Annotated in this window: 24 protein-coding genes and 1 pseudogene; 6 read left to right on the top strand and 19 right to left on the bottom strand. The window is 66.2% G+C overall.

Annotated features, from left to right (window positions below):
* Positions 1-12 precede the first annotated feature (12 nt).
* From ACSQ86_RS15375 to ACSQ86_RS15320, 12 genes are all read right to left on the bottom strand, one after another.
* Positions 13-216, bottom strand: coding sequence for a hypothetical protein (locus ACSQ86_RS15375; RefSeq protein WP_436304201.1), 204 nt, complete (start codon positions 214-216; stop codon positions 13-15).
* 99 nt (positions 217-315) lie between these two features.
* On the bottom strand, positions 316-1,797 hold the full coding sequence (gene xylB / locus ACSQ86_RS15370) for a xylulokinase (protein WP_436309075.1): 1,482 nt from the start codon (positions 1,795-1,797) through the stop codon (positions 316-318).
* A 10-nt stretch (positions 1,798-1,807) separates the two neighbouring features.
* Entirely contained in the window at positions 1,808-2,746 is a 939-nt protein-coding gene (locus ACSQ86_RS15365) for an AraC family transcriptional regulator (protein WP_436290240.1), read from the bottom strand.
* A 13-nt stretch (positions 2,747-2,759) separates the two neighbouring features.
* The gene (locus ACSQ86_RS15360) at positions 2,760-3,548 is read right to left on the bottom strand and encodes an L-iditol 2-dehydrogenase (RefSeq protein WP_436309074.1); all 789 of its coding nucleotides are present in this window, start codon (positions 3,546-3,548) and stop codon (positions 2,760-2,762) included.
* Positions 3,545-4,963: a D-arabinitol 4-dehydrogenase gene (gene dalD / locus ACSQ86_RS15355; protein WP_436309073.1), complete on the bottom strand. Its 1,419-nt coding sequence runs from the start codon at positions 4,961-4,963 to the stop codon at positions 3,545-3,547. Before dalD ends, ACSQ86_RS15360 begins: the two co-directional genes overlap by 4 nt.
* A 13-nt stretch (positions 4,964-4,976) precedes the next feature.
* Complete coding sequence (locus tag ACSQ86_RS15350) at positions 4,977-6,008, bottom strand: ABC transporter ATP-binding protein (protein ID WP_436304196.1); 1,032 nt, start codon at positions 6,006-6,008, stop codon at positions 4,977-4,979.
* Between the two features lie 16 nt (positions 6,009-6,024).
* On the bottom strand, positions 6,025-6,846 hold the full coding sequence (locus ACSQ86_RS15345) for a carbohydrate ABC transporter permease (protein ID WP_436304195.1): 822 nt from the start codon (positions 6,844-6,846) through the stop codon (positions 6,025-6,027).
* A gap of 10 nt (positions 6,847-6,856) precedes the next feature.
* Positions 6,857-7,714, bottom strand: a complete 858-nt coding sequence (locus ACSQ86_RS15340; protein ID WP_436309072.1) for a carbohydrate ABC transporter permease — start codon at positions 7,712-7,714, stop codon at positions 6,857-6,859.
* A gap of 119 nt (positions 7,715-7,833) precedes the next feature.
* Complete coding sequence (locus tag ACSQ86_RS15335; RefSeq protein ID WP_436290244.1) at positions 7,834-9,141, bottom strand: ABC transporter substrate-binding protein; 1,308 nt, start codon at positions 9,139-9,141, stop codon at positions 7,834-7,836.
* A gap of 170 nt (positions 9,142-9,311) precedes the next feature.
* On the bottom strand, positions 9,312-9,548 hold the full coding sequence (locus ACSQ86_RS15330) for a hypothetical protein (RefSeq protein ID WP_436309071.1): 237 nt from the start codon (positions 9,546-9,548) through the stop codon (positions 9,312-9,314).
* Between the two features lie 64 nt (positions 9,549-9,612).
* Complete coding sequence (locus ACSQ86_RS15325; RefSeq protein ID WP_093108805.1) at positions 9,613-9,849, bottom strand: hypothetical protein; 237 nt, start codon at positions 9,847-9,849, stop codon at positions 9,613-9,615.
* 31 nt (positions 9,850-9,880) lie between these two features.
* Positions 9,881-10,057, bottom strand: coding sequence for a DUF3606 domain-containing protein (locus ACSQ86_RS15320; RefSeq protein ID WP_093108804.1), 177 nt, complete (start codon positions 10,055-10,057; stop codon positions 9,881-9,883).
* Positions 10,058-10,322: 265 nt separating this feature from the next.
* On the opposite strand from ACSQ86_RS15320, the gene ACSQ86_RS15315 reads away from it, so the two are divergent.
* Positions 10,323-10,676: a hypothetical protein gene (locus tag ACSQ86_RS15315; protein WP_436309070.1), complete on the top strand. Its 354-nt coding sequence runs from the start codon at positions 10,323-10,325 to the stop codon at positions 10,674-10,676.
* A gap of 29 nt (positions 10,677-10,705) precedes the next feature.
* Here the strand turns inward: ACSQ86_RS15315 and ACSQ86_RS15310 are convergent, their stop codons facing one another.
* Positions 10,706-10,897 (bottom strand): hypothetical protein, encoded by a 192-nt coding sequence (locus tag ACSQ86_RS15310; RefSeq protein WP_436309069.1) that lies wholly within the window; start codon positions 10,895-10,897, stop codon positions 10,706-10,708.
* Between the two features lie 504 nt (positions 10,898-11,401).
* Between ACSQ86_RS15310 and ACSQ86_RS15305 the strand changes: the two genes are divergently transcribed.
* Both ACSQ86_RS15305 and ACSQ86_RS15300 read left to right on the top strand, forming a co-directional pair.
* Complete coding sequence (locus ACSQ86_RS15305) at positions 11,402-12,007, top strand: hypothetical protein (protein WP_436309068.1); 606 nt, start codon at positions 11,402-11,404, stop codon at positions 12,005-12,007.
* Positions 12,000-12,197, top strand: coding sequence for a hypothetical protein (locus tag ACSQ86_RS15300; protein ID WP_436309067.1), 198 nt, complete (start codon positions 12,000-12,002; stop codon positions 12,195-12,197). Before ACSQ86_RS15305 ends, ACSQ86_RS15300 begins: the two co-directional genes overlap by 8 nt.
* A 156-nt stretch (positions 12,198-12,353) precedes the next feature.
* On the opposite strand, the gene ACSQ86_RS15295 is transcribed toward ACSQ86_RS15300, so the two are convergent.
* A complete protein-coding gene (locus ACSQ86_RS15295) occupies positions 12,354-12,665 on the bottom strand; it encodes a cyclic nucleotide-binding domain-containing protein (RefSeq protein ID WP_436309066.1) in 312 nt (103 codons plus the stop codon).
* Between ACSQ86_RS15295 and ACSQ86_RS15290 the strand changes: the two genes are divergently transcribed.
* Positions 12,644-13,201 carry a tannase/feruloyl esterase family alpha/beta hydrolase gene (locus ACSQ86_RS15290; protein WP_436309065.1) on the top strand — a complete coding sequence of 186 codons (558 nt, stop codon included), beginning with the start codon at positions 12,644-12,646 and terminating at the stop codon, positions 13,199-13,201. The genes ACSQ86_RS15295 and ACSQ86_RS15290 overlap by 22 nt on opposite strands.
* A gap of 300 nt (positions 13,202-13,501) precedes the next feature.
* Here ACSQ86_RS15290 and ACSQ86_RS15285 read toward each other — a convergent pair whose 3' ends face one another.
* From ACSQ86_RS15285 to ACSQ86_RS15265, 5 genes are all read right to left on the bottom strand, one after another.
* Entirely contained in the window at positions 13,502-14,329 is an 828-nt protein-coding gene (locus ACSQ86_RS15285; protein WP_436309064.1) for an oxidoreductase, read from the bottom strand.
* Positions 14,330-14,347: 18 nt separating this feature from the next.
* Entirely contained in the window at positions 14,348-14,965 is a 618-nt protein-coding gene (locus ACSQ86_RS15280; RefSeq protein ID WP_436309063.1) for a TetR/AcrR family transcriptional regulator, read from the bottom strand.
* 85 nt (positions 14,966-15,050) lie between these two features.
* Positions 15,051-18,146, bottom strand: a complete 3,096-nt coding sequence (locus ACSQ86_RS15275) for an efflux RND transporter permease subunit (protein ID WP_436309062.1) — start codon at positions 18,144-18,146, stop codon at positions 15,051-15,053.
* Entirely contained in the window at positions 18,143-19,276 is a 1,134-nt protein-coding gene (locus ACSQ86_RS15270; RefSeq protein ID WP_436309061.1) for an efflux RND transporter periplasmic adaptor subunit, read from the bottom strand. Before ACSQ86_RS15270 ends, ACSQ86_RS15275 begins: the two co-directional genes overlap by 4 nt.
* The gene (locus ACSQ86_RS15265) at positions 19,273-20,745 is read right to left on the bottom strand and encodes an efflux transporter outer membrane subunit (protein WP_436309060.1); all 1,473 of its coding nucleotides are present in this window, start codon (positions 20,743-20,745) and stop codon (positions 19,273-19,275) included. The genes ACSQ86_RS15270 and ACSQ86_RS15265 overlap by 4 nt, the downstream gene beginning before the upstream one ends.
* 79 nt (positions 20,746-20,824) lie before the next feature.
* On the opposite strand from ACSQ86_RS15265, the gene ACSQ86_RS15260 reads away from it, so the two are divergent.
* Both ACSQ86_RS15260 and ACSQ86_RS15255 read left to right on the top strand, forming a co-directional pair.
* A complete protein-coding gene (locus tag ACSQ86_RS15260) occupies positions 20,825-21,496 on the top strand; it encodes a TetR/AcrR family transcriptional regulator (RefSeq protein WP_436309059.1) in 672 nt (223 codons plus the stop codon).
* 491 nt (positions 21,497-21,987) lie between these two features.
* A pseudogene (locus ACSQ86_RS15255) lies at positions 21,988-22,598 on the top strand (site-specific integrase).
* The last annotated feature ends 301 nt before the right edge of the window (positions 22,599-22,899 follow it).

The following is a 22,899-nucleotide window of genomic DNA, read 5'->3' as shown; positions in this document are numbered from 1 at the left end:
AGATCCATCTATCTATCGAATCTGCGTACCGAAGTGCAGCGCGGTGATCGCGATCACCTTGGCCGCGTGCGCGCGGATCGTTCCCTGCTGCGAGACGCCGCGCAAGACCAGCAAGGGCTGCGCAGGCCCGCTCACGGGCTTCGAGGAATGCCCGTTCTCGCCGGACGCCGCAAAGGAGGCGCGGCATCGGGCTGCGAACTTGAGCAGTGATGGCATGGCCTCGAAGGTAGCTGCTGCGGCGCCATCGGCCAATCCGCCGAAGGTCGCATCGTTGCCTGTCCAGGCGGCATAGGTCGGAAGCGGCGTCGAATGACGTCATCCATTCTTTTGCGTCGATCGGTCGTCGGCGAAGCAGGCGCGCAAGCTCGCATACAGTGCCTTGAAGCGTGCATGGCGCGCGGCATGGACACCGGCCTTCGTTCCGGCCGGCTCGAAACGCTGCCGCACCGCCGGCCGCAGGCACACCCGGGCTTGCGTGCCGCCGTCCGCCAGCCAGGCAAGCCGGGCCGCACCGAGCGCGCCGCCGGCTTCGCTGCCTTCGCATAGCGCAAGAGGTAGTTCGAGGATGTCGGCCAGCAGCTGGGCCCACCAGGCGCTGCGCGCGCCGCCGCCGACCAGCACCAGATCGCCGGCCGGCCGGGCCAGCGTGTCCAGACCGTCCCGCAGGCCGAAGCTCACGCCTTCCACCACGGCATAGGCGATGTCGGCCGGCCCGTGCGCATGCGTCAGGCCGAAGAGCACGCCCTGCGCATTCGCGTCGTTGTGCGGCGAGCGTTCGCCTGAGAGATAGGGCAGGAACAGCGGCGCGCGGCGGCGCGCTTCGGCATCGAGCGTGGCTGCCGCGGCAAGCAGCGTCGCCTCGTTGCCCAGGCCGAAGCTGCGCGCGGCCCAGCTCACGGCGCTGGAGGCCGACAGCATCACCGACATCTGGTGCCAGCGCCCGGGCAGCGCGTGGCAGAAGGCATGCACGGCGGCCTCGGGCTTGGGCTCGAAGCGCTCGCCGCAGACGAAGATCACGCCCGAGGTGCCGAGCGAGACGAAGCCCTCGCCGGCATCGACGAGGCCCATGCCGACCGCGCTGGCTGCGTTGTCGCCGGCCCCGCCCGCGATCGGGACCGCGGGCGCCAGGCCCCAGCGTTGTGCGAGCTCGGGCTTGAGCCGCCCCGCGGCGGCGCTGCCTTCCACAAGCCGCGGCATCTGCGAGCGCGTGAGGCCGCAGGCGGCGAGCAGTTCGTCGGACCAGTCGCGCACGCCCACGTCCAGCCACAGCGTGCCCGACGCATCCGACATGTCGCTGGCGAGTTCGCCGCTCAGCCTGTAGCGCAACCAGTCCTTGGGAAGCAGCACGCAGGCGATGCGTGCGAATAGCTCCGGTTCGTGCTCGCGCATCCACAGCAGCTTGGGGGCGGTGAAGCCCGGCATGGCGAGGTTGCCGGCGATCGCGGCGAGGCGGGGCACGCGTGCCGTGAGCGCCTCGCACTGGGCGGCGCTGCGGCCGTCGTTCCAGAGGATGGCGGGGCGCAGCACCTGGCCTTGCGTATCCATCGCCACGGCGCCGTGCATCTGGCCCGACAGGCCGATCGCACGCACGGACGACAAGGCGGCAGCGTGATGGCGCTGCAATTCGGCCATGACGGCTTCCAATGCCTCCCACCATTGCGAAGGCGATTGCTCCGACCACAGCGGCGCCGGCCGGCTGACGCTGAGCGGGGCTCGTGCCAGCGCGACGATGCGGTGATCGTCGGCCAGCAGCAGCGCCTTCAGCTCGGAGGTGCCGAGATCGAGTCCGAGGTACAAGAGGGGGTCCTCACGCGCCGCCGCCGAAGCGATGGTCGCTCTGGCGCCGGAATTCGGTCGGCGTCATGCCCTTGATCTCCAGGAAGCGGCGGTTGAAGTTGGCGACGTTGTTGAAGCCGACCTGATAGCAGATGTCGGTCACGTAGTGATCGGTCTGCATCAGCAGGTGGCAGGCGCTGTTGATGCGCACGCGGTTCACGAAATCGGTGAAGCTGTTGCCGGTGGAACGCTTGAAGAAGCGGCTGAAGCGGCTCTCGCTCATGCCCAGCTCGGCGGCGATGTCGGCCATCACGATCGGCTCGGCCAGGTTGGCGGTGATGCGGTTGACGATGACGTTGATCTGGTCGACCTCGGCATCGCCTTCCACGCCCTGCATCTGGACGTTGGAGAGAAGGCGGTAGTCGGTGCACTGGGCGAGGTCGGCCAGGTAGTTGCAGAAGAGGGCGAATCGGCGCAGGCCGCGCGCCGCCTTGACGGCATCCCAGTGTGCCAGAGCGCGTTCCGCGAAGCCGAAGAATTCGATGCCGTGGCGGGCGCGTTCGAGCAGCTGAAGCACCTCGCGCAGCTCCGGAATTTCCACGGCCGCGCGTTCGATCGGCTCATGCCGGAACTGGATCACGCGGTCGCGCCCGGCGGCGCCGCCCGCCGGCACATCGAGCGAGATCCAGTTGTGCGGCAGCCGCGGCCCGCACAGCACCAGGTGGCCGGGCTCGAAGGGCCCGATCCAGTCGCCGATGAAGGCCTTGCCCGAGGTCTCGGTGATCAGGTGCAGCTCGTATTCTTCGTGGAAGTGCCAGCGCACCAGCGGGCTCGGAAAGCCGTGCGCCAGGCAACGCACCAGGCCAGTTTCTTCGGGCGCCTCGTAGCCGAGCGAGGGCGAACGCGTGATGTCGCGCTCGAGCTCGGGCTCCCGGTGGCGGGGGAGGTGGCGGTGGCGCACCGATGTCATGGCCGTGTCCTCGTCAGCTCATGACGTTACCACCGTCGACATTGAGCGTCTGCGCGGTGATGTACCGCGCCTCGTCGCTGGCCAGGAACACGGCGGCGCCGGCAATGTCGTCCGGCGTGCCCATGCGGCCGAGCGGCACCTCGAGGCCGACCTGGCGCTTCTTCTCGCCGGGCTGGCGCCCCTCGTACTTCGCGAACAGCGCATCGACATGGCTCCACATCGGCGTGTCGACCACACCGGGCGCGATGGCATTGACGCGGATGCCGTGCGGCGCCATCGCGAGCGCTGCGCTCTGCGTGTAGCTGATGACGGCGGCCTTGGTCGCGCAATAGTGCGAGACCAGCGCTTCGCCGCGGCGGCCGGCCTGCGAGGCCATGTTGATGACGGAGGCACCGGCCGTGCCGGCATCGACCATGTGCTGCAGCACGCGCTGCATCACGAAGAACATGCCCTTCACGTTGACCGCGAACAGGTGGTCGAAGGAGGCCTCGTCGCTCTCCAGCAGCGGCGCCATGTCGAAGACGGCGGCGTTGTTGACCAGGGTGTGGATCGGCCCGTTTGCGGCTTGCGCCGCATCGAGCAGGTGCGCGACCGCGTTCGTGTCGGTCACGTCCGCCGGCAGGTAGACCACGCGCGTCGAATGGGTCCGCTGGAGCAGCGCCACGCCGTCGGACGGCGCGGGCGAGCGGTCGACCAGCGTGCAGCGTGCACCCTCGGCCAGGCAGGCCTCGGCGATCGCCAGGCCGATGCCGCCGCCGGCGCCGGTCACCAGCACGTGGCGCTGTGCGAGGCGGTCCGTCATGGTCTTTCTCCTTCGACGAGTGTTCGAACGCGCGCGCCGGCTTCGCGCACGGCCTGCGTGAGGCGCGTGTCGCCCGCGATATCGCCCCAGAGGCCGGCATCGGCACAGAGCGCTGCAACCGGATCGACCGCGTCGCAGATCGCGTGCGCGGTGGCCTCGTCCATGCCCTGGTCCTGGTACGTGTAGGGCAGGGTGCCCTGATGCCAGCGCCGCAGGAAAGCCAGGAACAGGGCCGGCAGCATCGCCACGCTGGCGATGCGCTCGCCCTGCGCCAGGCGTTCGCGCACGGTCGGCGCGATGAAGCCCGGGATCTTCGAGAAGCCGTCCATCGCCACGCGCTGGTTGGTGTCGCGGATGGCCGGGTTGCCGAAGCGCTCGAGCACCAGGTCGCGGTAGGCCGGCAGGTCGACCGGGCTGGCGTGTCCAGGTGCGTTCAGGCAGGGGATGACGTCGTCCGTCACGTAGTCGTAGGCCATCTGCCGGATCAGCGGGTCCTGCGTGCCTTCGTGGATGAACTCCAGCCCGACCAGCGTTCCGGCCCAGGCGATACAGCTGTGGCTTGCATTGAGGATCCGGATCTTGGCCTCTTCGTAGGGCAGCACCGAATCGACCAACTGCACGCCGACGCGCGCCCAGTCGGGCCGCCCGTTCGCGAAGTCGTCCTCGATCACCCACTGGATGAAGCTCTCGCCCATGACAGGTGCGGCATCGTTCCAGCCGGTCGCGGCCTGCACGCGTTCGCGCAGCTCGGGCGGCGGCCGCGGCGTGATGCGGTCGACCATCGCGTTGGGGCAGGTCGTGTGCGTGCGCACCCAGCCGAGCAGATCCTGTTCGCCGGCCTGCTCGATGAATTCCAGCAGCCCCTTGCGAAAGCGCTCGCCGTTGTGGCGCAGGTTGTCGCAGTTGAGCAGCGTCACCGGCCCTGCGCCGGCCGCGCGGCGCGCACGCAGGATCGCGCAGACCGCGCCGTAGATCGTGCTGCCGGCTTCGCCGCGCTTCGCGCGTGCGAGGTCTTCGGCGAGTTCGGTGGACGTGAAATCGAGCCGGTCCTGCGGATCGAGGTAGTAGCCCGCTTCGGTCACGGTGAAGGAGATCACGCGCGTGCGCGCATCGGCGCCGCGCGCGATCACTGTGTCGAGCGCTGGGTCGTGGTCCAGCACCTCGCGAATCGATTCAATGCGCTGGTAGCGGTATTCGCCCGCGGGCGACACGGTCTCCAGCGTGTAGCAGCCGCCCTGCGCGCGCAGGGCGGCGAGCACCTCGGCCATGTCGGGCCGCAGGTTGGCACCGGCGATGGACCAGCGCGTGTCGCCGGCCTCGATCAGCTGCTGCAGGTAGACCGCCTGGTGTGCACGATGGAAGGAGCCGAGCCCGAGGTGAAGCACCACGAATTCGGATGGAGTGGAAGATGGCATGGCGTGATGGAACTCAGGCGGCAACGGTGCGGCCTTCACGGTTGAAGAAATGCAGCACCGAGGGATCGAGCTCGACGCTCACCACGTCGCCGGCCTGCAGCTCCGTGCGCTCGTTCTGCCGTGCGACCAGCGGCACGCCGCCGACTTCGACGTGGATCAGGGTGTCGGCGCCGAGGGCCTCGATCAGCTCGACCTTGCCCGGCGCGCCGGCGCCGTGGTCGCGGTGCACGCGCAGGCCCTCGGGCCGCACGCCGAGGAAGCCGTCGCTCGGCAGCCGCCCGCCCGTCTGCGCCGAGAAGCTCGGGATCGCGCGCGCATCCACCATGTTCATCGAAGGCATGCCGATGAACTGCGCCACGAACTGGTTGGCCGGGCGGTCGTAGAGCTCCATCGGCGTGCCGACCTGCTCGATCAGGCCGTCGCGCAGCACCACCACGCGGTCCGCCAGCGTCATGGCCTCGACCTGGTCGTGCGTGACGTAGATGCTGGTGGCGCCCAGCGCGCGATGCAGCTTGTGGATCTCGACGCGCGTGTTGCCGCGCAGTGCCGCATCGAGGTTGGAGAGCGGTTCGTCGAACAGGAACACCTTGGGCGCCCGCACGATGGCGCGCCCGATTGCCACCCGCTGCCGCTGGCCGCCGGAGAGCTCCTTCGGCGTGCGCGCGAGGTACTGCGTGAGGTTGAGCGTCTTGGCCGCGTGGTCGACCTTGGTCTTGATCGTGTCCTTGGCCACGTTCGCGAGCTTGAGCGCGAAGGACATGTTGTCGTACACGCTCATGTGAGGATAGAGAGCGTAGCTTTGGAACACCATCGCCAGGTCGCGCTTGCCCGAGGGGATGTGTGTGATGTCCTTGCCGTCGAGCATGAGCTGGCCGCTGGTGATGGGTTCGAGTCCGGCGATCAGCCGCAGCAGCGTCGACTTGCCGCAGCCTGAGGGACCGACGAAGACGATGAACTCGCCCTTGTCGATTTCCAGGTTTACGCCCTTGATGATGTGGGCGTCGCCGAAGCTTTTCTGGATGTTGTCGAGTTGGAGGTATGCCATGGAATGTCTCCGTTCCTTACTTGACGGCGCCGAAGGTCAGGCCCTGCACCAGTTGCTTTTGGCAGAACCAGCCGAAGACCACGATCGGCGCGATGGCCATCAGCGAAGCGGCCGAGAGCTTGGCCCAGAAGAGTCCTTCGGGGCTCGAATAGGAAGCGATGAGGACGGCGAGCGTGCCGGCCTTGGCGGAACTGAGGTTGAGCGCCCAGAAGGCTTCGTTCCAGCTCAGCACCAGGCACAGCAGTCCGGTGGAGGCGAGGCCGCCGACCGAGAGCGGCAGCACCACGTGGCGGAACTCGGTCCAGAGATTGGCGCCGTCCATGCGTGCGGCCTCGAGGATCTCGTGCGGGATGTCCTTGTAGCTGCTGTAGAGCATCCAGACCATGATCGGCAGGTTGGACAGCGTGAAGACGATCGTGAGTGCCGTCAGCGAGTCCAGCAGGCCGGCGGTCTGCGCGATCACGTAGATCGGCACCAGCGCGCCCACGGCCGGCATCATCTTGGTCGACAGCATCCACATCAGGATGTCGCGCGTGCGCTTGGTGCGGAAGAAGGCCATCGAGTAGGCGGCCGGCGCGGCGATCAAGAGGCCGATGATGGTGGAGCCGAGGCTGGTGATCAGCGAGTTGCGCGCGAACAGCACGTAGTCGCTGCGCCGCTGCACCTCTTCGAAGTTGCCGAGCGTGGGCTCGAACACGAAGAGCGGCGGCACGGCGATCGCCTGCAGCTCGGTCTTGAATGCGGTCAGCACCAGCCAGCCCAATGGAAAGAACAGCAGCAGCGTGACCACCCACGCACCGGCGGCGCGCAAGGAAGTGAACAGAAAAGTGGGTTGCATGCCGTGGCCCTCAGTCGAGGCTCTTGCCGATGATGCGGATCAGGAAGGCCGCCACGATGTTGGCCAGCACCACCGCGAAGAGCGCACCCGCCGAAGCCACGCCGACGTCGAAGTTCATCAGCGACTGCTTGAAGATCAGGTAGGTGAGGTTGGTGCTTTCGTTGCCGGGGCCGCCGTTGGTCGTGATGGCGATCTCGGCGAAGACCGAGAGCAGGAAGATCATCTCGATCATGATCACCACCGCCATCGGCCGCGCCAGGTGGGGCAGGATGAGGTAGTAGAAGCGCTGGAACGCGCCGGCCCCGTCCATGCGGGCCGCTTCCATCTGCTCGCGGTCGAGCGACTGCAGCGAGGTGATGAAGATCAGGCAGGCGAAAGGCAGCCACTGCCAGGCCACCATGATGATCACCGACAGCAGCGGCACGTCGGTCATCCAGTCGATGGGCTCGGCGCCGAAGGCGCGCCACACGTCGGCCAGCACGCCGTAGATGGGATTCATCATCATGTGCTTCCACAGCAGCGCATTGACTGCCGGCATGACGAAGAAGGGCGAGATCAGCAGCACGCGCACGATGCCGCGGCCCGGGAAGGGCTCGTTCACCAGCAGCGCCAGCAGCACGCCGAAGACGACGGTGATCACGATCACGCTGCCGATCAGGTTCAGGGTGTTCGCAACGGAGGCCCAGAAGTCCGGGTCGGTGACGAAGTAGTGGAAGTTGTCCAGGCCCGCGAACGGATGATCGCCGGGCTGCATCAGGTTGTAGGTGACGAGCGAGAAGTAGATCGTCATCGCCAGCGGCACGATCATCCAGAGAATGAGCGTGACCACGGCCGGCGCCATCAGCGCCCGGGGGAGGAATCGGTTCATATCAGGGCCACCAGGTCTTTAGCTTCGTGAACTGCCGCGGAACCGGCTTTGCCGGTCCGCAGGCAGTGCCCCCTGCAAGGGGGTGGCGAAGCGACATGAAGTGCGCGCAGCCTGGGGGTTTACTTGTAATACCCACCCTTTTTCATCTCGCGTTCGGCCGCCGTCTGCGAGGTCTTGAGCGCTTGGTCGACCGTGACCTTGCCCGACAGTGCCGCGCTCATCTGCTGGCCCACCGCCACGCCGATGGCCTGGAACTCGGGGATGGCCGCGTACTGCACGCCGGCGTAGGGCGATTTGGGCAGCGTGCTGTCGGTCAGGTTGGCCGTGTCGATGGCCTTCTTCTCGGACTCGGCGAACTTGGCGACCTTCTGGAACTCGGGATTCGCATAGGTCGACTTGCGCGTGCCCGTGGGCACGGTTGCCCAGCCGTGTTCCTTGGCCACCAGCTTGATGTAGTCCTTGGAGGTCGCCCACTTGACGAAGGTCTGCGCCGCTTCGGACTTGGTCGAACTGGCGGGAATCGCGAGGTTCCAGGACCACAGCCAGTTCGCACCCTTGGGCGTGACCGCGACCGGCGCCTGCGCGAAGGCCACCTTGTCGGCCACCTTCGACTGCTTCGGGTCGCTGATGAAGGAGGCCGCTATGGTCGCGTCCACCCACATGCCGCACTTGCCTTCGTTGAAGAGCGCAAGGTTCTCGTTGAAGCTGTTGGCCGAGGCGCCCGGTGGGCCGTAGGCCTTCATGATGTCGACGTAGAAGGTGATCGCGTCCTTCCAGGGCTTGGTGTCGATCTGCGGCTTCCAGCTCATGTCGAACCACTGGCCGCCGTGGGTGTTGACCAGGGTCGTGAGGAAGGCCATGTTGTCGCCCCAGCCCGGCTTGCCGCGCAGGCACATGCCGTAGACGCCGGCCTTCGGGTCGTGGATCTTGCCCGCGAGTTCCTTGACCTGCGCCCAGGTGGGCTGCTCGGGCATCTTGAATCCGACCTTGTCGGCCAGGTCCTTGCGGTACATGAGCATCGAGCTCTCGCCGTAGAAGGGCGCGGCGTAGAGCTTGCCCTGGTGCGACAGTCCGTCGCGGATGGCGGGCAGGAGGTCGTCGGCGTCGTAGGCGGCGTCGGTCGCGATCGGCTGCAGCCAGCCCTTCTTGGACCAGATCGGCGCTTCATAGAGGCCGATGGTCATGACGTCGAACTGGCCGCCCTTGGTCGCGATGTCGGTCGTGACGCGCTGGCGCAGCGTGCCTTCCTCCAGCGTGACCCATTTGAGCTTGATGTCGGGGTTGGCCTTCTCGAAGAAGGGTGTGAGCTTCTGCATCTCGATCATGTGGCCGTTGTTCACGGTGGCGATGACCAGTTCGGTCGCGGCGTGGGCGAGGCCGGCGCCCGCGAGCGCGAGCACCAGGCCCGCCTTCAGAAAACGCTTCATGTGATGTCTCCTTGTGGTCGGCGACGAGGCGATCGCCGTGCCCGGATTCTGGAGACTCTTGCTTGCGGAATTGGTACTCGCCAAGCCGATTTCGATACTTGGATGCACTGATTGATCAGTGACTTCCCTAATTTGGGCAAATAGGGATGGATGCGGCGTTGGAGCGAGTGCTAAGGATCGACGATGCCCTCGGCTTGGTCCTGCAGCGCTTTCTTCCCCTTGGGGGTGATGGCCAGCACCTGCGCCGGCTTGTGGCTCTCGCCGCAGGGCAGCGTTTCGGCGGGCGGAATGAAGGCGCTGACGAGTTCGGCGGCGCGCAGCACGCGCAGCTTGTCGATCTCGGCCGGCGCGTAGACCGTGTAGGGCAGCTTCTGGTCTGCGATGTGCCGAAGAAGTTCCATCGGCATGGGGTCTCCTTTCGGGCGACGGAGAACTGTCAATTCTGCGCAATCGGACGGCCGGTGCAAGGCCTCAGGACATCTCGGCCGTCGTCCGACTGTCCGCCCATTTCATGGCTTGCTGCTCCGCGTGCCGCAGCGCTTCCGCTTCGGTTCTACAGAGGTCGGTGTCGCCGAGCAGGACAACCGTTTTTTCGCTCGGCCATCCCAGCTGGCGGATGAGCACCGGTCGAAACTGCGCGGGCTTCTCCTTCTCCGCGGTACAGAGAAAGTGATAGCCCCGATAGACGAACACGACGCTCCTTGGCATGGCGCGCTCCGCGCGGCAGATTTCCCACCTCTTACTTCCCGAGATAGTTGCGCACCGCCTGCGCCGAAGTGCCGGCAGCGGCGACGGCCGCCCGGAGCTGGGCCTCGGTGACTCCCAGTTCCTTGGTCCAGTACCGCAGCTCGTGGGTCTCGTTGACGTTCACGCGCGACCGGTCCTGCGGGCCGCGATTGCTCAAGTCATCTGCCATTTGCGCGTCTCCTGAGTCTGTGTGTGGCCCCAGTGTCGCGCGGCGCGCGTTGGCGAGCGCCGGACGTGGCCGCGATCAAGTGCGGGAATCCGGCTGACATCCGGCGCGGCCGGAACAGTTCAAACTCGCCCCCTTTGGGCCGGCAGGACGGAATGCACATCGTGTGTCTTTATTTGGGGCAAAAGAAGGCGCTCAACACGGTAGTGAGACACCATCGTGACTGTCCGATCGCAACACGCAATCGCTACAAAGGATCTGTACCACCATGGCTCTGCCGAACATTGCGCAAGTACGCAAAATTGCCTCATACAAGCCGATGGCCTTCCGGCCGGCGCACGCGCCGCGCCCGTTTCGCCGCGGCGACCTGGCGCTGGTGCTGGGTGGCGGCGATCCGTCGTTCGTCGGGCAGATGGTGGTCGTCTGCATGTCCGACCGCGGCAACGATGGCCGCGACCCGGAGATCGCCGTCCGTTTCACCCGCGGCAGCAGCGGCCATGTGCGCGCGAGCAGCCTTCAGCTGATCGCTGCGGTGGATGCGCACGAGTACGGGCCGGCTTGCGACGATCTTCTCAACTTCATCGCGGGCTGTGGGCCCGTGGGACTGGCGGATTTGCAGTAGCAGCCAGCGGCTGCCACAACGTTCGAGCATCAGCCGGGTCGACTCGCGGATCTCAAGTCTCGAATCGCGGCCGCTTCCAGGTGCTCGCGCGCCCCAGTCGCCATCGACTTGCGGGCGGCCGCGGCGGCCTCTGCGAACAGCGCTTTTTCACGAGCGCTCACTCGCACCTGAAACATCGCGAAATTCCGCCGCTCGGATGAAGTGTTGGTGGTGTTCTTCATCGACGCAAGCAAGGCCCATGGACCATGGCCCGCCACGATCTGTAGGAAGCAACCACACCCAACGCGCGGCGATTTTCCATTCGCGAAGAGAAAGGCCCTGCTACCGATTGGATAGCAGGGCCTTTGTGCCTATGCGGCTTGTAGTGGCTCCTCGACCTGGGCTCGAACCAGGGACCTACGGATTAACAGGCGAATTCGGGCCTGCTAAAAGTCAATGAAATCAACGACTTGCAGCGCTTGCCAACCCCCGAATGAGCCTATCCAAGGCACAGTTCTGTCACAGCGAGGGGCAGCGCAGGCACGTACTCGACAATCGACCAATCTTCGGAGCGATCTTCCCTCGTGCCGCTTGAACCTACTGACTACTATCGTACGCACCTCGCCACGCTGCATCAGCATCTGCTGGACCACAGCGTTACGAAGGCGTAACTGACCGGCACGGGCATCAGATTCGACGGTGCGGATCTGGCGCCGGGCGACCTCTTCGCGCTGCCGTTCGGCGAGTTGTCTACGCTCGAGTTCGCTCACCTGTTCTCGGTGTTCGACGGCAGCCGCGTACACGAGCAAGCCGAGAGGCGTCCGAGCCTCGACGATGCGCCGCCGGGCCTGTACTTCACGGTGGTCAACAACAAGGTCATCCAGAACCCGCACAAGAACAGATCTGGACTCTTCGTTGAAGAGACCGGTTCGACGGACCTGTTCATCGAGGGCTTGCACATCGATCACTTCTTCCTGAACGAACGCAAGACACCGCCGAGCCTGGGTACCTTCGCATTCGCGCTGTGTGCGATCACGGCGCACCTGGCCGGCCTTGGCCACATTTCGCTCATCGCTGCCGGCGGCAGAGGGTTCAGCCCGCGGCACATCGGCTTCAAGGTTTGGCCGAAGCTCGGGTTCGACGCCGAGCTGCTGCCCGGCGAAACTGATGGGGCGCCTCACCTTCAGGCTTGCCAGACGGTTCAGCACGTCCTGACGGCCGACCCGGCGTGGTGGGTCGAGCACGGTTCGCAGCGCCGCATGACGTTTGTCCTGGCGGCCGACAGCGTGTCTTGGCGAAAACTGGTACCTTATGCGAGTGAAAAAGTATCCACCGGAGATCCTCATGGCTAAGACCGCCACGGCTCTCAAGAAGCCCGGAGAGACGTCCAGACTCGCGACGAAGGCGAAGCTTGGCCGTGTCTTCACGATCTCGCTGAAGGGCATCCCCCGAGTGGACGCGCAAGCCAAGGCGCGGCTCGAAGCGGCCGCTCGAAGCCCGAACAGCAAGCGGCACGACTACCCACAGCTGGTCGTCGAGTAGCGTTTGCGCTTCTGCCCACTTGGAACCCGCCCACAGTGGCGGGTTTCTTGTTGGTGCGCGGTGCGAGTTCGGAGGGGTTGCGCATGTCCATAAAATCGGTCACATGGTTGAACGCCAGGCTGGTTTCAAAGAGCCAGTCGAACGTCTTCATGGGCATCAGCGCGATCCAACTGTCGCGCAGCGTGACCACTTCGTAAGGCCTGAGTTCGCGCTTGAGCATCGACCCCAGGAGACGCCGATGAAAGTCGTGCTGCGGCCGTCCGCGGAAACGGTGTCGACCTTCACCATTCCGTCCAACACGCCGAGCCAATGTTCGGCGGGCTCGCCTTCCTGAAAGACGACAGACCCGGCGGTGTACTTGATCACCTGAGTCTCTGCCTCCACGCGCACCAACTGCTCGGCAGTGAGGTGCTTGGCCCACGGAGCTTCCAGAAGGCGGTCGCGCAGTGCGAGGGAGGAGGTGGACATGGTTTCCCCTAGCCGAAAGAAAGAACTATCTCGCGCGCGACCCGGCGGCGAATTCGCTGAACTACGCACCGTGGGACCAGAACCAGAATGCGCTCTATGCGATGGCCGCGCTCAACGACGCGACGAACACCGACATTCGACCGTTCATCAACAGCGGCGGCAAGCTGATCCTGTGGCATGGCGGCAATGACGGGGCGCTCAGCGTGAACTCGACCGCCGAGTACGTCGCCAACATGCGAAACGCCGTCGGCGCGACGAATGCCGATGCATCCACTCGCTTCTACGTTGCGCCCGGCGTCGATCACTGCGCAGGTGGCCCAGGAGCGGACAGCGCCGACTTGCTGACCGCGCTGGATCAATGGGTGACGAAGGGCGCCGCGCCTGCCACGCTGACTGCTGAGAAGCGTGACGCCTCAGGAGCGTTGACGTTCGCTCGCCCGTTGTGCCAGTACCCGCAGTACCCGCGCTACACGGGCCCGGCCAACGACGCTGCGGCGGCCAAGTTGGCAACGAGCTACACCTGCACGGCGCCCTGACCTGGCACTTGGGCACCTACTTCCCCGAGGTCCTCGTACGGACCGATCGTCTGCATCACGAGCGGATCGGTTGCACCGGTGCGACGTCCTCCCCTTTTTCGACACATGCTGGAGCAGTGTTGCTCTCCCTTCCATCTTGAGCAGTCTGCGATCTCACGGGTAGGACCAGCTTGGCCTGTCTTCCCGCTCGCCCGCACATGCCCACGAACAGCGAGGATCAACATGCGGGCATAGGTGATGCTCACGACGTCCTCCTCCGTTCGACTCGTGACACCGCCTGGGCAAGCCAATGCGGTCGGCCTATACGGGCATCTGCAGCTGTTTGCGCAGGCTCTTGTCGAATGCCGATGCAGGGACGAAGCGCCTGAGCAGACTGACCTTCTTGGCCACGCTGCCCGCCGTGTAGCGCAGGCGCGGTGTGGTGGCGGTGGCGGCGGTCACGACCGCCTCGGCCACCACGTCCGGCGAGTCGGCCGTCGTCGCCACGGCACGCAACACCGCTTCGGCATTGGCCCGCGCCGCTGCGTAGTGGTCGTTCAGCTGATCAGCCACCAGAGAATTGCTGTCGAACCCCGTGCGGGTGTAAGCCGGCTCGACAAGAACGACCCTGATCCCGGAGGCTCTGACTTCATGGTCCAGCGACTCCGAGTAGCCCTCGATCGCGTGCTTGCTCGATGCATACAGCGCCGAGAAGGGCGAGGGAATCAGACCAAGCACCGAGCTGATGTTGACGATGCGTCCCGAACGCTGCTGGCGCATCAAGGGCAAGACTGCCTTGGTCATGCGGATCGCGCCGAACAGGTTGACGTCAAAGATCGACTTGGCCTGTTCCAGCGAAGACTCCTCCGCGGCCCCCACCAACCCAACGCCTGCGTTGTTGACCAGGAGATCGACGCGGCCTGCCTTCGCAAGCACCTCGCGCACCGCTGCGTCGACCGACGGGTCGTTGGTCACATCGCACGCCACATAGTCGACGCTGGGCACCTTCGTCGCCGGGAGCTTGCGGTAGGTCCCGAACACACGGTACCCAGCGGTGTGAAGCGCGCGGGCGGTCGCTGCACCAATGCCTGTCGTTGCCCCAGTGACTATCGCCACGGGCTGCGGTTGCTGCTTCTGATCTCTTGACATTTCTATCTCACTTTTCATTCAAATCTGACAGTACGGGTAACTTGCAGGCTTCAGCCGCGGCGCTAAAGGCGGCCGATGAATCAAACCTTCAAGAACGAGCTCGAAGTGCCGGCTGAACAGATCGGGGGCGCTTGTCAGGGAGTCAGTCGGCACATATGGCCCGATTGCATGTCGGCGCAGGCACATGGTGATGATGGGTAGCACCAGCGCGTGCACCACAACGTCGGGGTCCACAGAACAGAATTCGCCGCGATCAATGCCGCGCACAACAATTTTGGAAACGAGGCGGCGGGCAGGCTCGATCACCTCGCGGGACCAGAAGTCGGCCAGTCCCGGGAAGTTGCGGACTTCCGTGTAGATCAGCTTGAATATTCCGCCTGCGTCACATTCCATCAGCGCTGACCGCCAGGCCGTCAGAACATCGCGAAGCAGCTCGTGGCTCGCCCTGTCGTCGGTAGTCTCATGCGCCCCAATGGCGATATGAGATGAGAAGCCCTCCGCAATCAGCGCTTTGAGCAGGTCGTCCTTGCTCGGGAAGTAGAGATACAGCGTTCCCTTGGAGACGCCGGCGCGCGATGCAATCTCTTCTGTCCGGGTCGCGGCGAAGCCTTTCTCGACAAACAGGGCGAGTGCCACGTCCAGCAGCTCTCGAGGCCGCGCTTGTTTGCGTCGGCGGCTCGGGGCATCTGCGCGATCAAGCATCGAACACATCGCTCAGTCGTCAGGCGATAGCCGTCATCGGTGTCGCGTCCGGTGACCGTGCGGGGCTTTCGCGCCGGACGCGGAACCAGGTGGCGTACAGCGCCGGCACGAAGACGAGGGTCAGAGCCGTGGCCACGACGAGACCGCCCATGATCGAGATGGCCATCGGTCCCCAGAACACGCTGCGTGTGAGCGGGATCATCGCCAGCACCGCAGCGGCGGCCGTCAGCACCACGGGCCGCGATCGGCGTACCGTGGCGTCGACGATGGCGGCCCAGGGAGCGACGCCGCGCGCGATGTCCTGATCGATCTGGTCGACGAGGATGATCGAGTTGCGCATGATCATCCCGCCCAGTGCGATCACGCCCAGAAGCGCGACGAAGCCGAACGGCGCCTGGAACAGCAGAAGCGCGGGCACCACGCCGATCAGCGCCAGCGGGCCTGTCAGGAACACCATGAACAGCCGCGAAAAACTCTGCAGCTGGATCATCAGCAGCGTCAGCATCACCGCGAACATCGCCGGGAACACCGCGAACAGCGCTTTGTTCGCCTTGTCGCTCTCCTCAATGGCGCCGCCTTCCTCGATGCGGTAACCCGCAGGCAAGCTGTCGATGATGGGCTGCAGCGACGGCCGGATCTTCGCGGTGGCGTCCGGGCCCTGTACACCGTCGGCGACGTCGCTGCGCACGGTGAGCGCCATGTCCCGGTTGCGTCGCCACAGCACCGGCTCCTCGAAGCCCGGTTCGACTCGGGCCACCTGGGACAGCGGCACGGTCACGCCGCTGCGCGTGAACACCTGCAGGTCTCCCAACTGACCGATGCGCTTGCGCTCGTCGGGCGTGGCCCGCACGACGACGTCCACGAGTTCCTCGCCGCGGCGGATCTGCGTCACCGGAGCACCGTCCAGCGTGGTCTGCACCAGACCCTGGATGTCGGCGCTGGACAGCCCGAGCAGCCGGGCCTTGTCCTGATCGACATGGACCTGCACCGAGCGCACCTGCTCGTTCCAGTCCAGTTGCGTGTCGCGCACCAGCGCGCTCTGGCGCACCATGTCGCGCACCCGGTAGGCGATCTCCCGCACCTGTGCCTTGTCGGGACCGATGACGCGGAACTGGACCGGGAAGCCCACCGGCGGTCCGAACTCGAGACGCGTCACGCGGGCCTTGACGTCGGGCAGGACTTCGTCGTTGGCGAACAGGCCCATCAGCCGCGCGCGCACGCGTTCGCGCTGCTCAATGCCGGCCGTCTTGATGACGAACTGCGCGAACCCCGGGTTGGGGAGCTCCGGCTGGATCGACAGATAGAAGCGCGGCGTGCCAGCGCCGGTGTAGGCGGTGAAGAACTCGATGTCAGGGTCCTTCGCCAGTCGTCCCTCGAGCAGCTTCACCTGGCGCTCGGTGGCGGCGAACGACGCTCCCTCGCGCAGCCGCAGGTCCACCAGCAGTTCCGGCCGCGATGCGGTGGGGAAGAACTGCTGCTGCACCTTGAGCATGCCAGCACCGGCGATGGCGAAGACCAGCACCGTGATGCCCAGCACCCAGGCCCGGTGCTGCACCGCCCAATCGATGACGGCACGCAGCCGGTGGTAGACGGGCCGGTCGTAGACGTCGTGGTGCGTGCCGGCGGCCAGGTTCTTCGGCAACAGCAGTACGCCCAGGTACGGCGTGAAGACCACGGCCACGACCCACGACAGGATCAGCGCCGTGCCCACGATCCAGAAGATGCCGCCCGCGTATTGGCCGGCGATCGACTTGGCGAAACCCACGGGCATGAAGCCGGCGGCCGTGACCAGCGTGCCGGTCAGCATCGGAAGTGCCGTGGTCGTGTAGGCGTAAGTGGCAGCGCGCAGGCGGTCCCAGCCTTCCTCCAGCTTCACCACCATCATTTCCACGGCGATGATGGCGTCGTCGACCAACAGGCCGAGCGCGATGATCAGCGCGCCCAGCGAGATGCGGTCCAGGGCCCAGCCGGCGGCGTGCATGACGGCCGCCACGAGTCCGAGCACCAGCGGCACCGAAGCGGCCACCACGATGCCGGTGCGCCAGCCCAGGAACAGGAAGGACACGGCCAGCACGATGGCCAGCGCCTCCAGGAACGAGCGCTCGAACTCCCAGACGGATTCCGCGACCACGCGCGGCTGGTCGGCGTACTGCTGGATCTGCACGCCCGCCGGCAGCTCCTGCCGCACCTGCGCCAGCCGCTCGTCGAGGGCGCGCCCGAAGTCCAGCACGTTGCCGTTGGCCTGCATGGTCACGCCGATGGCCAGCACCGGCACGCCGTTGTGGCGGATGGTCAGGCTCGGCGGGTCCTCGTAGCCGGCGCGTACCGTGGCGATGTCCGCTAGCCGCAGCAACTGGCCGCCCACCTCCAGCCTCACGTTGGCCACATCAGCGGTGCTGTGCAGTCCACCGTCCACGCGCACCTGGATGCGGTCGTGCGTGGCATCGGCTGAGCCGGCCGGGGCCACCAGGTTCTGGCGCGCCAGCGCGTCGAACACCGCCGTCGGCGGGATGCCGAGCGCAGCCAGCCGCCGGGTGGAGAGCTCCACGAACACGCGCTCTGCCTGCTTGCCCAGCACGTCGACCTTGGCGACGCTGTCCACGCCCTGGATGCGCCGCTTCACGTCTTCGGTGACCGCCAGCAGCTCGGCCATCGACAGCTCTGGCGCGCTCAGCGCATAGAGCACGCTGTAGCGGTCGTTGTACTCGTCGTTGAAGAAGGGTCCGCGCACGCCCTCGGGAAACTCCTGGCGCACGTCGCCGATCTTCTTGCGCACCTGGTACCAGGCGTTCTCCAGTTCCGCCTTGCTGGAACCGCCCTTCATCCACAGCGTGATGCCGCCGTAGCCTTGGCGCGAGAAGCTGCGCACGTATTCGAAGTGATCCAACTCTTGCAGACGGCGCTCGATGCGGTTGAGCACCTGGTCTTGCACGTCCTGCGCGGTGGCGCCAGGCCACACGACGATGGCCGTCATCTGCGGGACGTCGAAGTTGGGGTCTTCCAAGCGGCCGAGCCGGCTGAAGGACAGGCCACCGACGATGAGCGTCGTGATGATCAGGAACAGCACCATCGGCCGATGCGTGACGGCCCATTCCGAGAGATTGAAGCGTTTCATGAGCCGTTCTTAGCGATAGCGGTCGGTGCGGCGTCGGGCGCTCGCTCGATGGCACGCACGGCGGTGCCGGCATCGAGCTTCTGAGCGCCGACGCTCACGACACGGCTGCCAACAGTCAGGCCGGTGACACGCACCGAGGCGTCGTCCATGTCCACCACCTGGACGGGTTTGAAGACCAGGCCCGACCCCTTGCCGTCCAGCACCCAGACGCCTGCCGGTCCGCTGGCCTTCACCAGCGCGGTGACCGGCAGAACCGCGGCCGCCGGCCCGGCGGCCTGTCCGGCCAGGTTCAACTGCATGGTGCTGCCAAGCGGCAGCGCGGCAACCTGGTCGCGCGATTCCGGGGCCGCGGCGAAGCGCGCCCGGAAGGTCCGGCCCTGCGCGCTGGCCAATGGAGAAAGCTCACGCAGCACGAGCCGCAGCGAAGATTTCCTGTCTTGCCAGGGCGTGGCTGTGGCGGCGAGCGTGCGCACACGGCCCACCCAGTCCTCAGGCAGGTCAGCGACGATCTCTCGCTCGCCTTCTCGGGCCAGCGACAGCATGGGCTGGCCTTCGGCCACCACCTGGCCACGCTCGAAGCGCAGCGCGGTGATCACGCCGGCATAAGGCGCCACCAGCGTGGCGTAACCCTCTCGATTGCGCGCCAGGTCGAGTTGGCGGCGCGCCTGCTCAAGCCGGGCTGCCGCCGCGTCGGCGCGCGCCTTCTGGCGCTCGTGGTCGGCACTGCCCACCGAGCCGTCGACCAGCAGGCGGCGCAAGCGGGCCTCATCGGACGCGGCCTGCTGCGCATCCACCGACGCCGCCTGTACCTGGTCGGCGGCGGCACTCACGGCTAACTGATAGTCGGCCGGGTCCAGCCGGGCCAGTGCCTGGCCGGCCTTCACGGCGTCACCCACCTCGACCAGCCGGTCCACGATCTTGCCGCCAGTGCGGAAACCCAAGTCCGTTTCGACACGGGCTCGGACGACGGACGTGAACGAGCGCGTTTGCGAGGACACAGCCTCACTCACGGTAGTCACAAAGACCGGCTTGGCCTTGGCGGCAGGGGTGGGAGGGTCGCTGCAAGCGGTCAGCAGCACGCCGGCGGCGGCCGTCGCCAGAAGGCACACGGCGAAGAAAGTCCTGTTCACTGGGGCGTCCTCTCGGCAAGGGAAGTCATGGCGGTAGCAGGCTGGGGCGGCGCGAAGCCGCCGCCCAGTGCCTTGTAGAGCTGCACGTCGGCCAGTACCTGTTGAAGGCGGCTGTCCGATAGCGCGAGTTCGCTGGACAGCACCGATCGCTGCACGTCCAGCAGCACCAACAGGTCGATCTGTCCTTCACGCTGCAGCGACTGCGCGCGCTGCAGCGAGCGGCGGCGGTGGTCGACGGTGCTGGCCAGCGCAGTGGCTCGCTCGGCCTCCTGGGTGCGCACGAGCAGGCTGTCTTCGACCTCCTGCACGGCGACCAGCACCGCCTTCTGCCAGACCAACAGCGCCTCCTCGGCCCGAGCAGACTGCGCGCGGACGCCAGCGTCGATGCGGCCGGCGTTGAAGATCGGCATGGCAAAGGCCAGCGCGACGTTTGAGAAGTGCACCGGCGCAAGATCGAGCGCGTTCAGTCGCAGGTCCTCGCGGCCGAAGAGGGCGCTCAGGAAGAGCTTGGGCCAATATTGGGCACGCGCCTCGGCGCCGCGCAGCGTCTCGGCCGCGACGCGCGACTCGGCCGCGATCAGGTCGGGACGGCGCCTCAGGAGTTCGCTGGGCTGGCCGGTGCCGATCTCGCGCGCAGAAGGCCATGCAAAGCCTGCGTTCTCGCCGACGACACGGGCCGACGGGTTGCGGCCCAGCAGGACGGCAAGCCGCGTCTGCGAGATGCCGGCCAGCGTCCGGAGCGTTGGCACCTGCGCGTCGAGCGCGTCGGCTTCGGCGCGCGCGCGGTCCAGGTCGAAGGCGCTGGCCTCGCCTTCGCGCAAGCGGCTGCTCACGCGATTCGCTGTTTCGCGCTGGGCCGCCGCGAGGGCTTGCACGATGCGAAGACGCTCCTCGGCGCTATGCAGCACGAAGTACTGCCGCGCCACCTCGCTGGCCACCAGCAGCCGTGCTCCTTCCACACCGGCCGCTGCGGCGGCGGCATCGGCCTGCGCTGCGTCGCGCGCCGCACGTACGCCCCCGGCAAGGTCGATCTCCCAGGCCACGTCGACGCCGGCGCGCAGCGCACGTGTGTCGGGCATGCCTTGCTTGACCGGGTCGGGCAGTCCGCTCTCGCTGCGCGAGGCGGACGCCTGCACGCCCACCGTGGGCCACAGACGAGAACTCTGGGCATCGCGGCCCGCACGAGCCTGCGCGACGCGCTGCAGGGCGATCGCCACGTCCTGGTTGGCGATCAAGGACTCCTCGACCAGTGTGGTCAGCGTCGGGTCGCCGTAGCCGGCCCACCAGGCGCCATCAAAGGACTGGACGCCGGCGGCTGCCGGCCCTGCCTGCGCGAATGCGGTGGACAGCGGCACCGACGGCACCGGGGGCTGCGCGGGCGGCACCGAGCAGGCCGACAGGATCGCCAACGCCGCGGCAGCCGGCATGAGGCGGATCGGCCGGGTACCGAGGTGTATGGCGAGCGTCATGAATGGCTGCATATACTGTACTTGAAAGTCCATGAAGTGTAGTGCAATATACTGGACTGTCAAGTACAGAAAGAAGCCCATGCCCCCAACCAAGGACGATGTCGCACCCCAGCCGCGACGTGGCCGGCCGCGCGACCCCGAGCGCTGCCGGCGCATCATGGAAGCGGCGCGCAGCCACTTCTATGCGCACGGTCTGGAGCGGGCCAGCGTCGACGCCATCGCGGCCGACGCCGGCGTCTCGAAGATGACCATCTACAGCCACTTCGCTTCGAAGGAAGGACTGTTCGAAGCGGTGGTTCGCGAACGCACCGATCGCGTCGTGGTCGGGCTGGCCGGCGTCGAAGCGCTGGATCCGAAGCAGCCTCAGAGGGCGCTGCTGGCCATCGGAGAGCAGTTCCTCGCGTTGGCGCGTGAGGAGGACACGCTGGGCCACTTTCGCTCGCTCTATGGCGCCGCCGGCGCGCAGCGCGAGGCGTGTCTGGCCTTCTACAGGCAGGGGCCTGACAGGCTGATCGGCGACCTGGCTGACTATCTGCGCCGCGCCGATGCGGCGGGCACGCTGAAGATTCGGCACCCGCGTCAGGCGGCGGACCTGTTCCTGTCGCTGTTCCTTGGTGATGGCCACATCCGCGGGCTGCTGATGCTCGACATGCCCGATGTGCGCGAGGACCGAGCGCTGCTCCGGGAGGCGGTGCGGGTGTTCATCGCAGCCTACGCGAAAGCACCACGACGCGGTGAGGACCCCGCGTGAGATGACAGGCTGCAGCGTTGCAAGTGACACTGAGAAAGGAATCGGAATGTCACTCCGCAAACGCGGCGGTGTCTGGTGGATCGACGTCATCGCTCCCAACGGGGAGCGAGTACGCCAGAACTTCTGGGACTGCCAACAAAGCCCTCGCGCAAGAATTCCATGATCGGATCAAGTCCGAACTGTGGCGCATCGCCAAGCTTGGCGAGAGGCCGCGACGGACCTGGAACGAGGCAGCGGTCAGATGGTTGAAGGAGCAGTCGCACAAGGCGACAGCCAAGGAAGATCGGGCCAAGCTGAGATGGCTGGACCCGCATCTCGGCGGCAGAGAGCTCGACACCATCAACCGCGCCTTGATCGATGCGATCACGGACGCCAAGCTCGCGGGAGGGTGCAGCAACGCGACGGTCAACCGCGTGCTGGCATTGGTGAGATCCATCCTGCGCAAGTGCGTCAGGGACTGGGAATGGCTGGACAAGGCGCCCGCGGTTCGCATGCTGCGGGAGCCCAAGCGGCGCATCCGGTACCTCACGCGGCAGGAAGCTCAGCGATTGCTGGCTGAGTTGCCGGAGCACTTGGCGGACATGGCGACGTTCTCGCTCTCGACCGGGTTGAGGGCAGCGAACGTCACCGGGTTGATGTGGTCGCAGGTGGACTTGGACAGGCGGCTGGCGTGGATTCATCCCGACCAAGCGAAGGCGCGCAAGGCGATCCGGTTCCGCTCAACGCGGAAGCGCTCGCAGTGGTCGCCAAGCAGCTGGGGAAACACGCCACGCACGTGTTCAGCTATCAGGGCAGCCGGATCACGCAGGTCAGTACGAAGGCGTGGTATTCGGCGCTAGAGCGAGCGGGCATCGGAGACTTCCGATGGCACGACCTCCGGCACGCCTGGGCGAGCTGGCACGTGCAAGGCGGCACGCCCTTGTACGTCCTGCAGGAGATGGGGGGCTGGGCGAGCGCGGAGATGGTGAGGCGGTACGCTCACCTTGCCGCGGATCACCTGGCGCCCTACGCAGAGCGATTGGGCGGGCTGCGTGAAAAGGAGTTGGCCATTCATGGCACAAATCCGTCACAGGCCCGCGAGAGGAAAGAAAAAAGCACCTGAGTCTTGCGACCCAAGTGCTTGATTCATTTCGAGTTTTCTGGCTCCTCGACCTGGGCTCGAACCAGGGACCTACGGATTAACAGACCCGCCGAGGACTCCGCGAGGCACCATCGTACACACAATCACGCGCTCAAGGATCCCAATCAGCGCCGGACTTTCATCTCGCTCAGCAACAGCACAAGTGCCCAGTTCGTTGAACAGACGGGGATCCGTTCTGGATTGGTGGCAGACGAATACGGGGGCCGAACTACGGCGCCAACAGGCGCTTCGACGCTGGAAATCCCAAGCACCCCGGCTTCAC

It is taken from the genome of Variovorax sp. LjRoot130 (assembly GCF_964253755.1).
Lineage (GTDB): Bacteria > Pseudomonadota > Gammaproteobacteria > Burkholderiales > Burkholderiaceae_C > Variovorax.
Note: the sequence above shows the minus strand (reverse complement) of the source record. Positions and strands in the feature narration are given on the sequence as shown.

Excerpts from the sequence above, each read along its gene's own strand:
- ACSQ86_RS15315 (WP_436309070.1), top strand. The coding sequence starts at position 10,323 with ATGGCTCTGCCGAACATTGCGCAAGTACGCAAAATTGCCTCATACAAG.
- ACSQ86_RS15350 (WP_436304196.1), bottom strand. The coding sequence starts at position 6,008 with ATGGCATACCTCCAACTCGACAACATCCAGAAAAGCTTCGGCGACGCC.
- ACSQ86_RS15365 (WP_436290240.1), bottom strand. The coding sequence starts at position 2,746 with ATGACATCGGTGCGCCACCGCCACCTCCCCCGCCACCGGGAGCCCGAG.
- ACSQ86_RS15320 (WP_093108804.1), bottom strand. The coding sequence starts at position 10,057 with ATGGCAGATGACTTGAGCAATCGCGGCCCGCAGGACCGGTCGCGCGTG.
- ACSQ86_RS15340 (WP_436309072.1), bottom strand. The coding sequence starts at position 7,714 with ATGAACCGATTCCTCCCCCGGGCGCTGATGGCGCCGGCCGTGGTCACG.
- ACSQ86_RS15325 (WP_093108805.1), bottom strand. The coding sequence starts at position 9,849 with ATGCCAAGGAGCGTCGTGTTCGTCTATCGGGGCTATCACTTTCTCTGT.
- ACSQ86_RS15360 (WP_436309074.1), bottom strand. The coding sequence starts at position 3,548 with ATGACGGACCGCCTCGCACAGCGCCACGTGCTGGTGACCGGCGCCGGC.
- ACSQ86_RS15300 (WP_436309067.1), top strand. The coding sequence starts at position 12,000 with ATGGCTAAGACCGCCACGGCTCTCAAGAAGCCCGGAGAGACGTCCAGA.
- ACSQ86_RS15265 (WP_436309060.1), bottom strand. The coding sequence starts at position 20,745 with ATGACGCTCGCCATACACCTCGGTACCCGGCCGATCCGCCTCATGCCG.
- ACSQ86_RS15335 (WP_436290244.1), bottom strand. The coding sequence starts at position 9,141 with ATGAAGCGTTTTCTGAAGGCGGGCCTGGTGCTCGCGCTCGCGGGCGCC.
- ACSQ86_RS15375 (WP_436304201.1), bottom strand. The coding sequence starts at position 216 with ATGCCATCACTGCTCAAGTTCGCAGCCCGATGCCGCGCCTCCTTTGCG.
- ACSQ86_RS15295 (WP_436309066.1), bottom strand. The coding sequence starts at position 12,665 with ATGTCCACCTCCTCCCTCGCACTGCGCGACCGCCTTCTGGAAGCTCCG.
- ACSQ86_RS15260 (WP_436309059.1), top strand. The coding sequence starts at position 20,825 with ATGCCCCCAACCAAGGACGATGTCGCACCCCAGCCGCGACGTGGCCGG.
- ACSQ86_RS15275 (WP_436309062.1), bottom strand. The coding sequence starts at position 18,146 with ATGAAACGCTTCAATCTCTCGGAATGGGCCGTCACGCATCGGCCGATG.
- ACSQ86_RS15330 (WP_436309071.1), bottom strand. The coding sequence starts at position 9,548 with ATGCCGATGGAACTTCTTCGGCACATCGCAGACCAGAAGCTGCCCTAC.
- ACSQ86_RS15345 (WP_436304195.1), bottom strand. The coding sequence starts at position 6,846 with ATGCAACCCACTTTTCTGTTCACTTCCTTGCGCGCCGCCGGTGCGTGG.
- ACSQ86_RS15310 (WP_436309069.1), bottom strand. The coding sequence starts at position 10,897 with ATGAAGAACACCACCAACACTTCATCCGAGCGGCGGAATTTCGCGATG.
- dalD (WP_436309073.1), bottom strand. The coding sequence starts at position 4,963 with ATGCCATCTTCCACTCCATCCGAATTCGTGGTGCTTCACCTCGGGCTC.
- ACSQ86_RS15285 (WP_436309064.1), bottom strand. The coding sequence starts at position 14,329 with ATGTCAAGAGATCAGAAGCAGCAACCGCAGCCCGTGGCGATAGTCACT.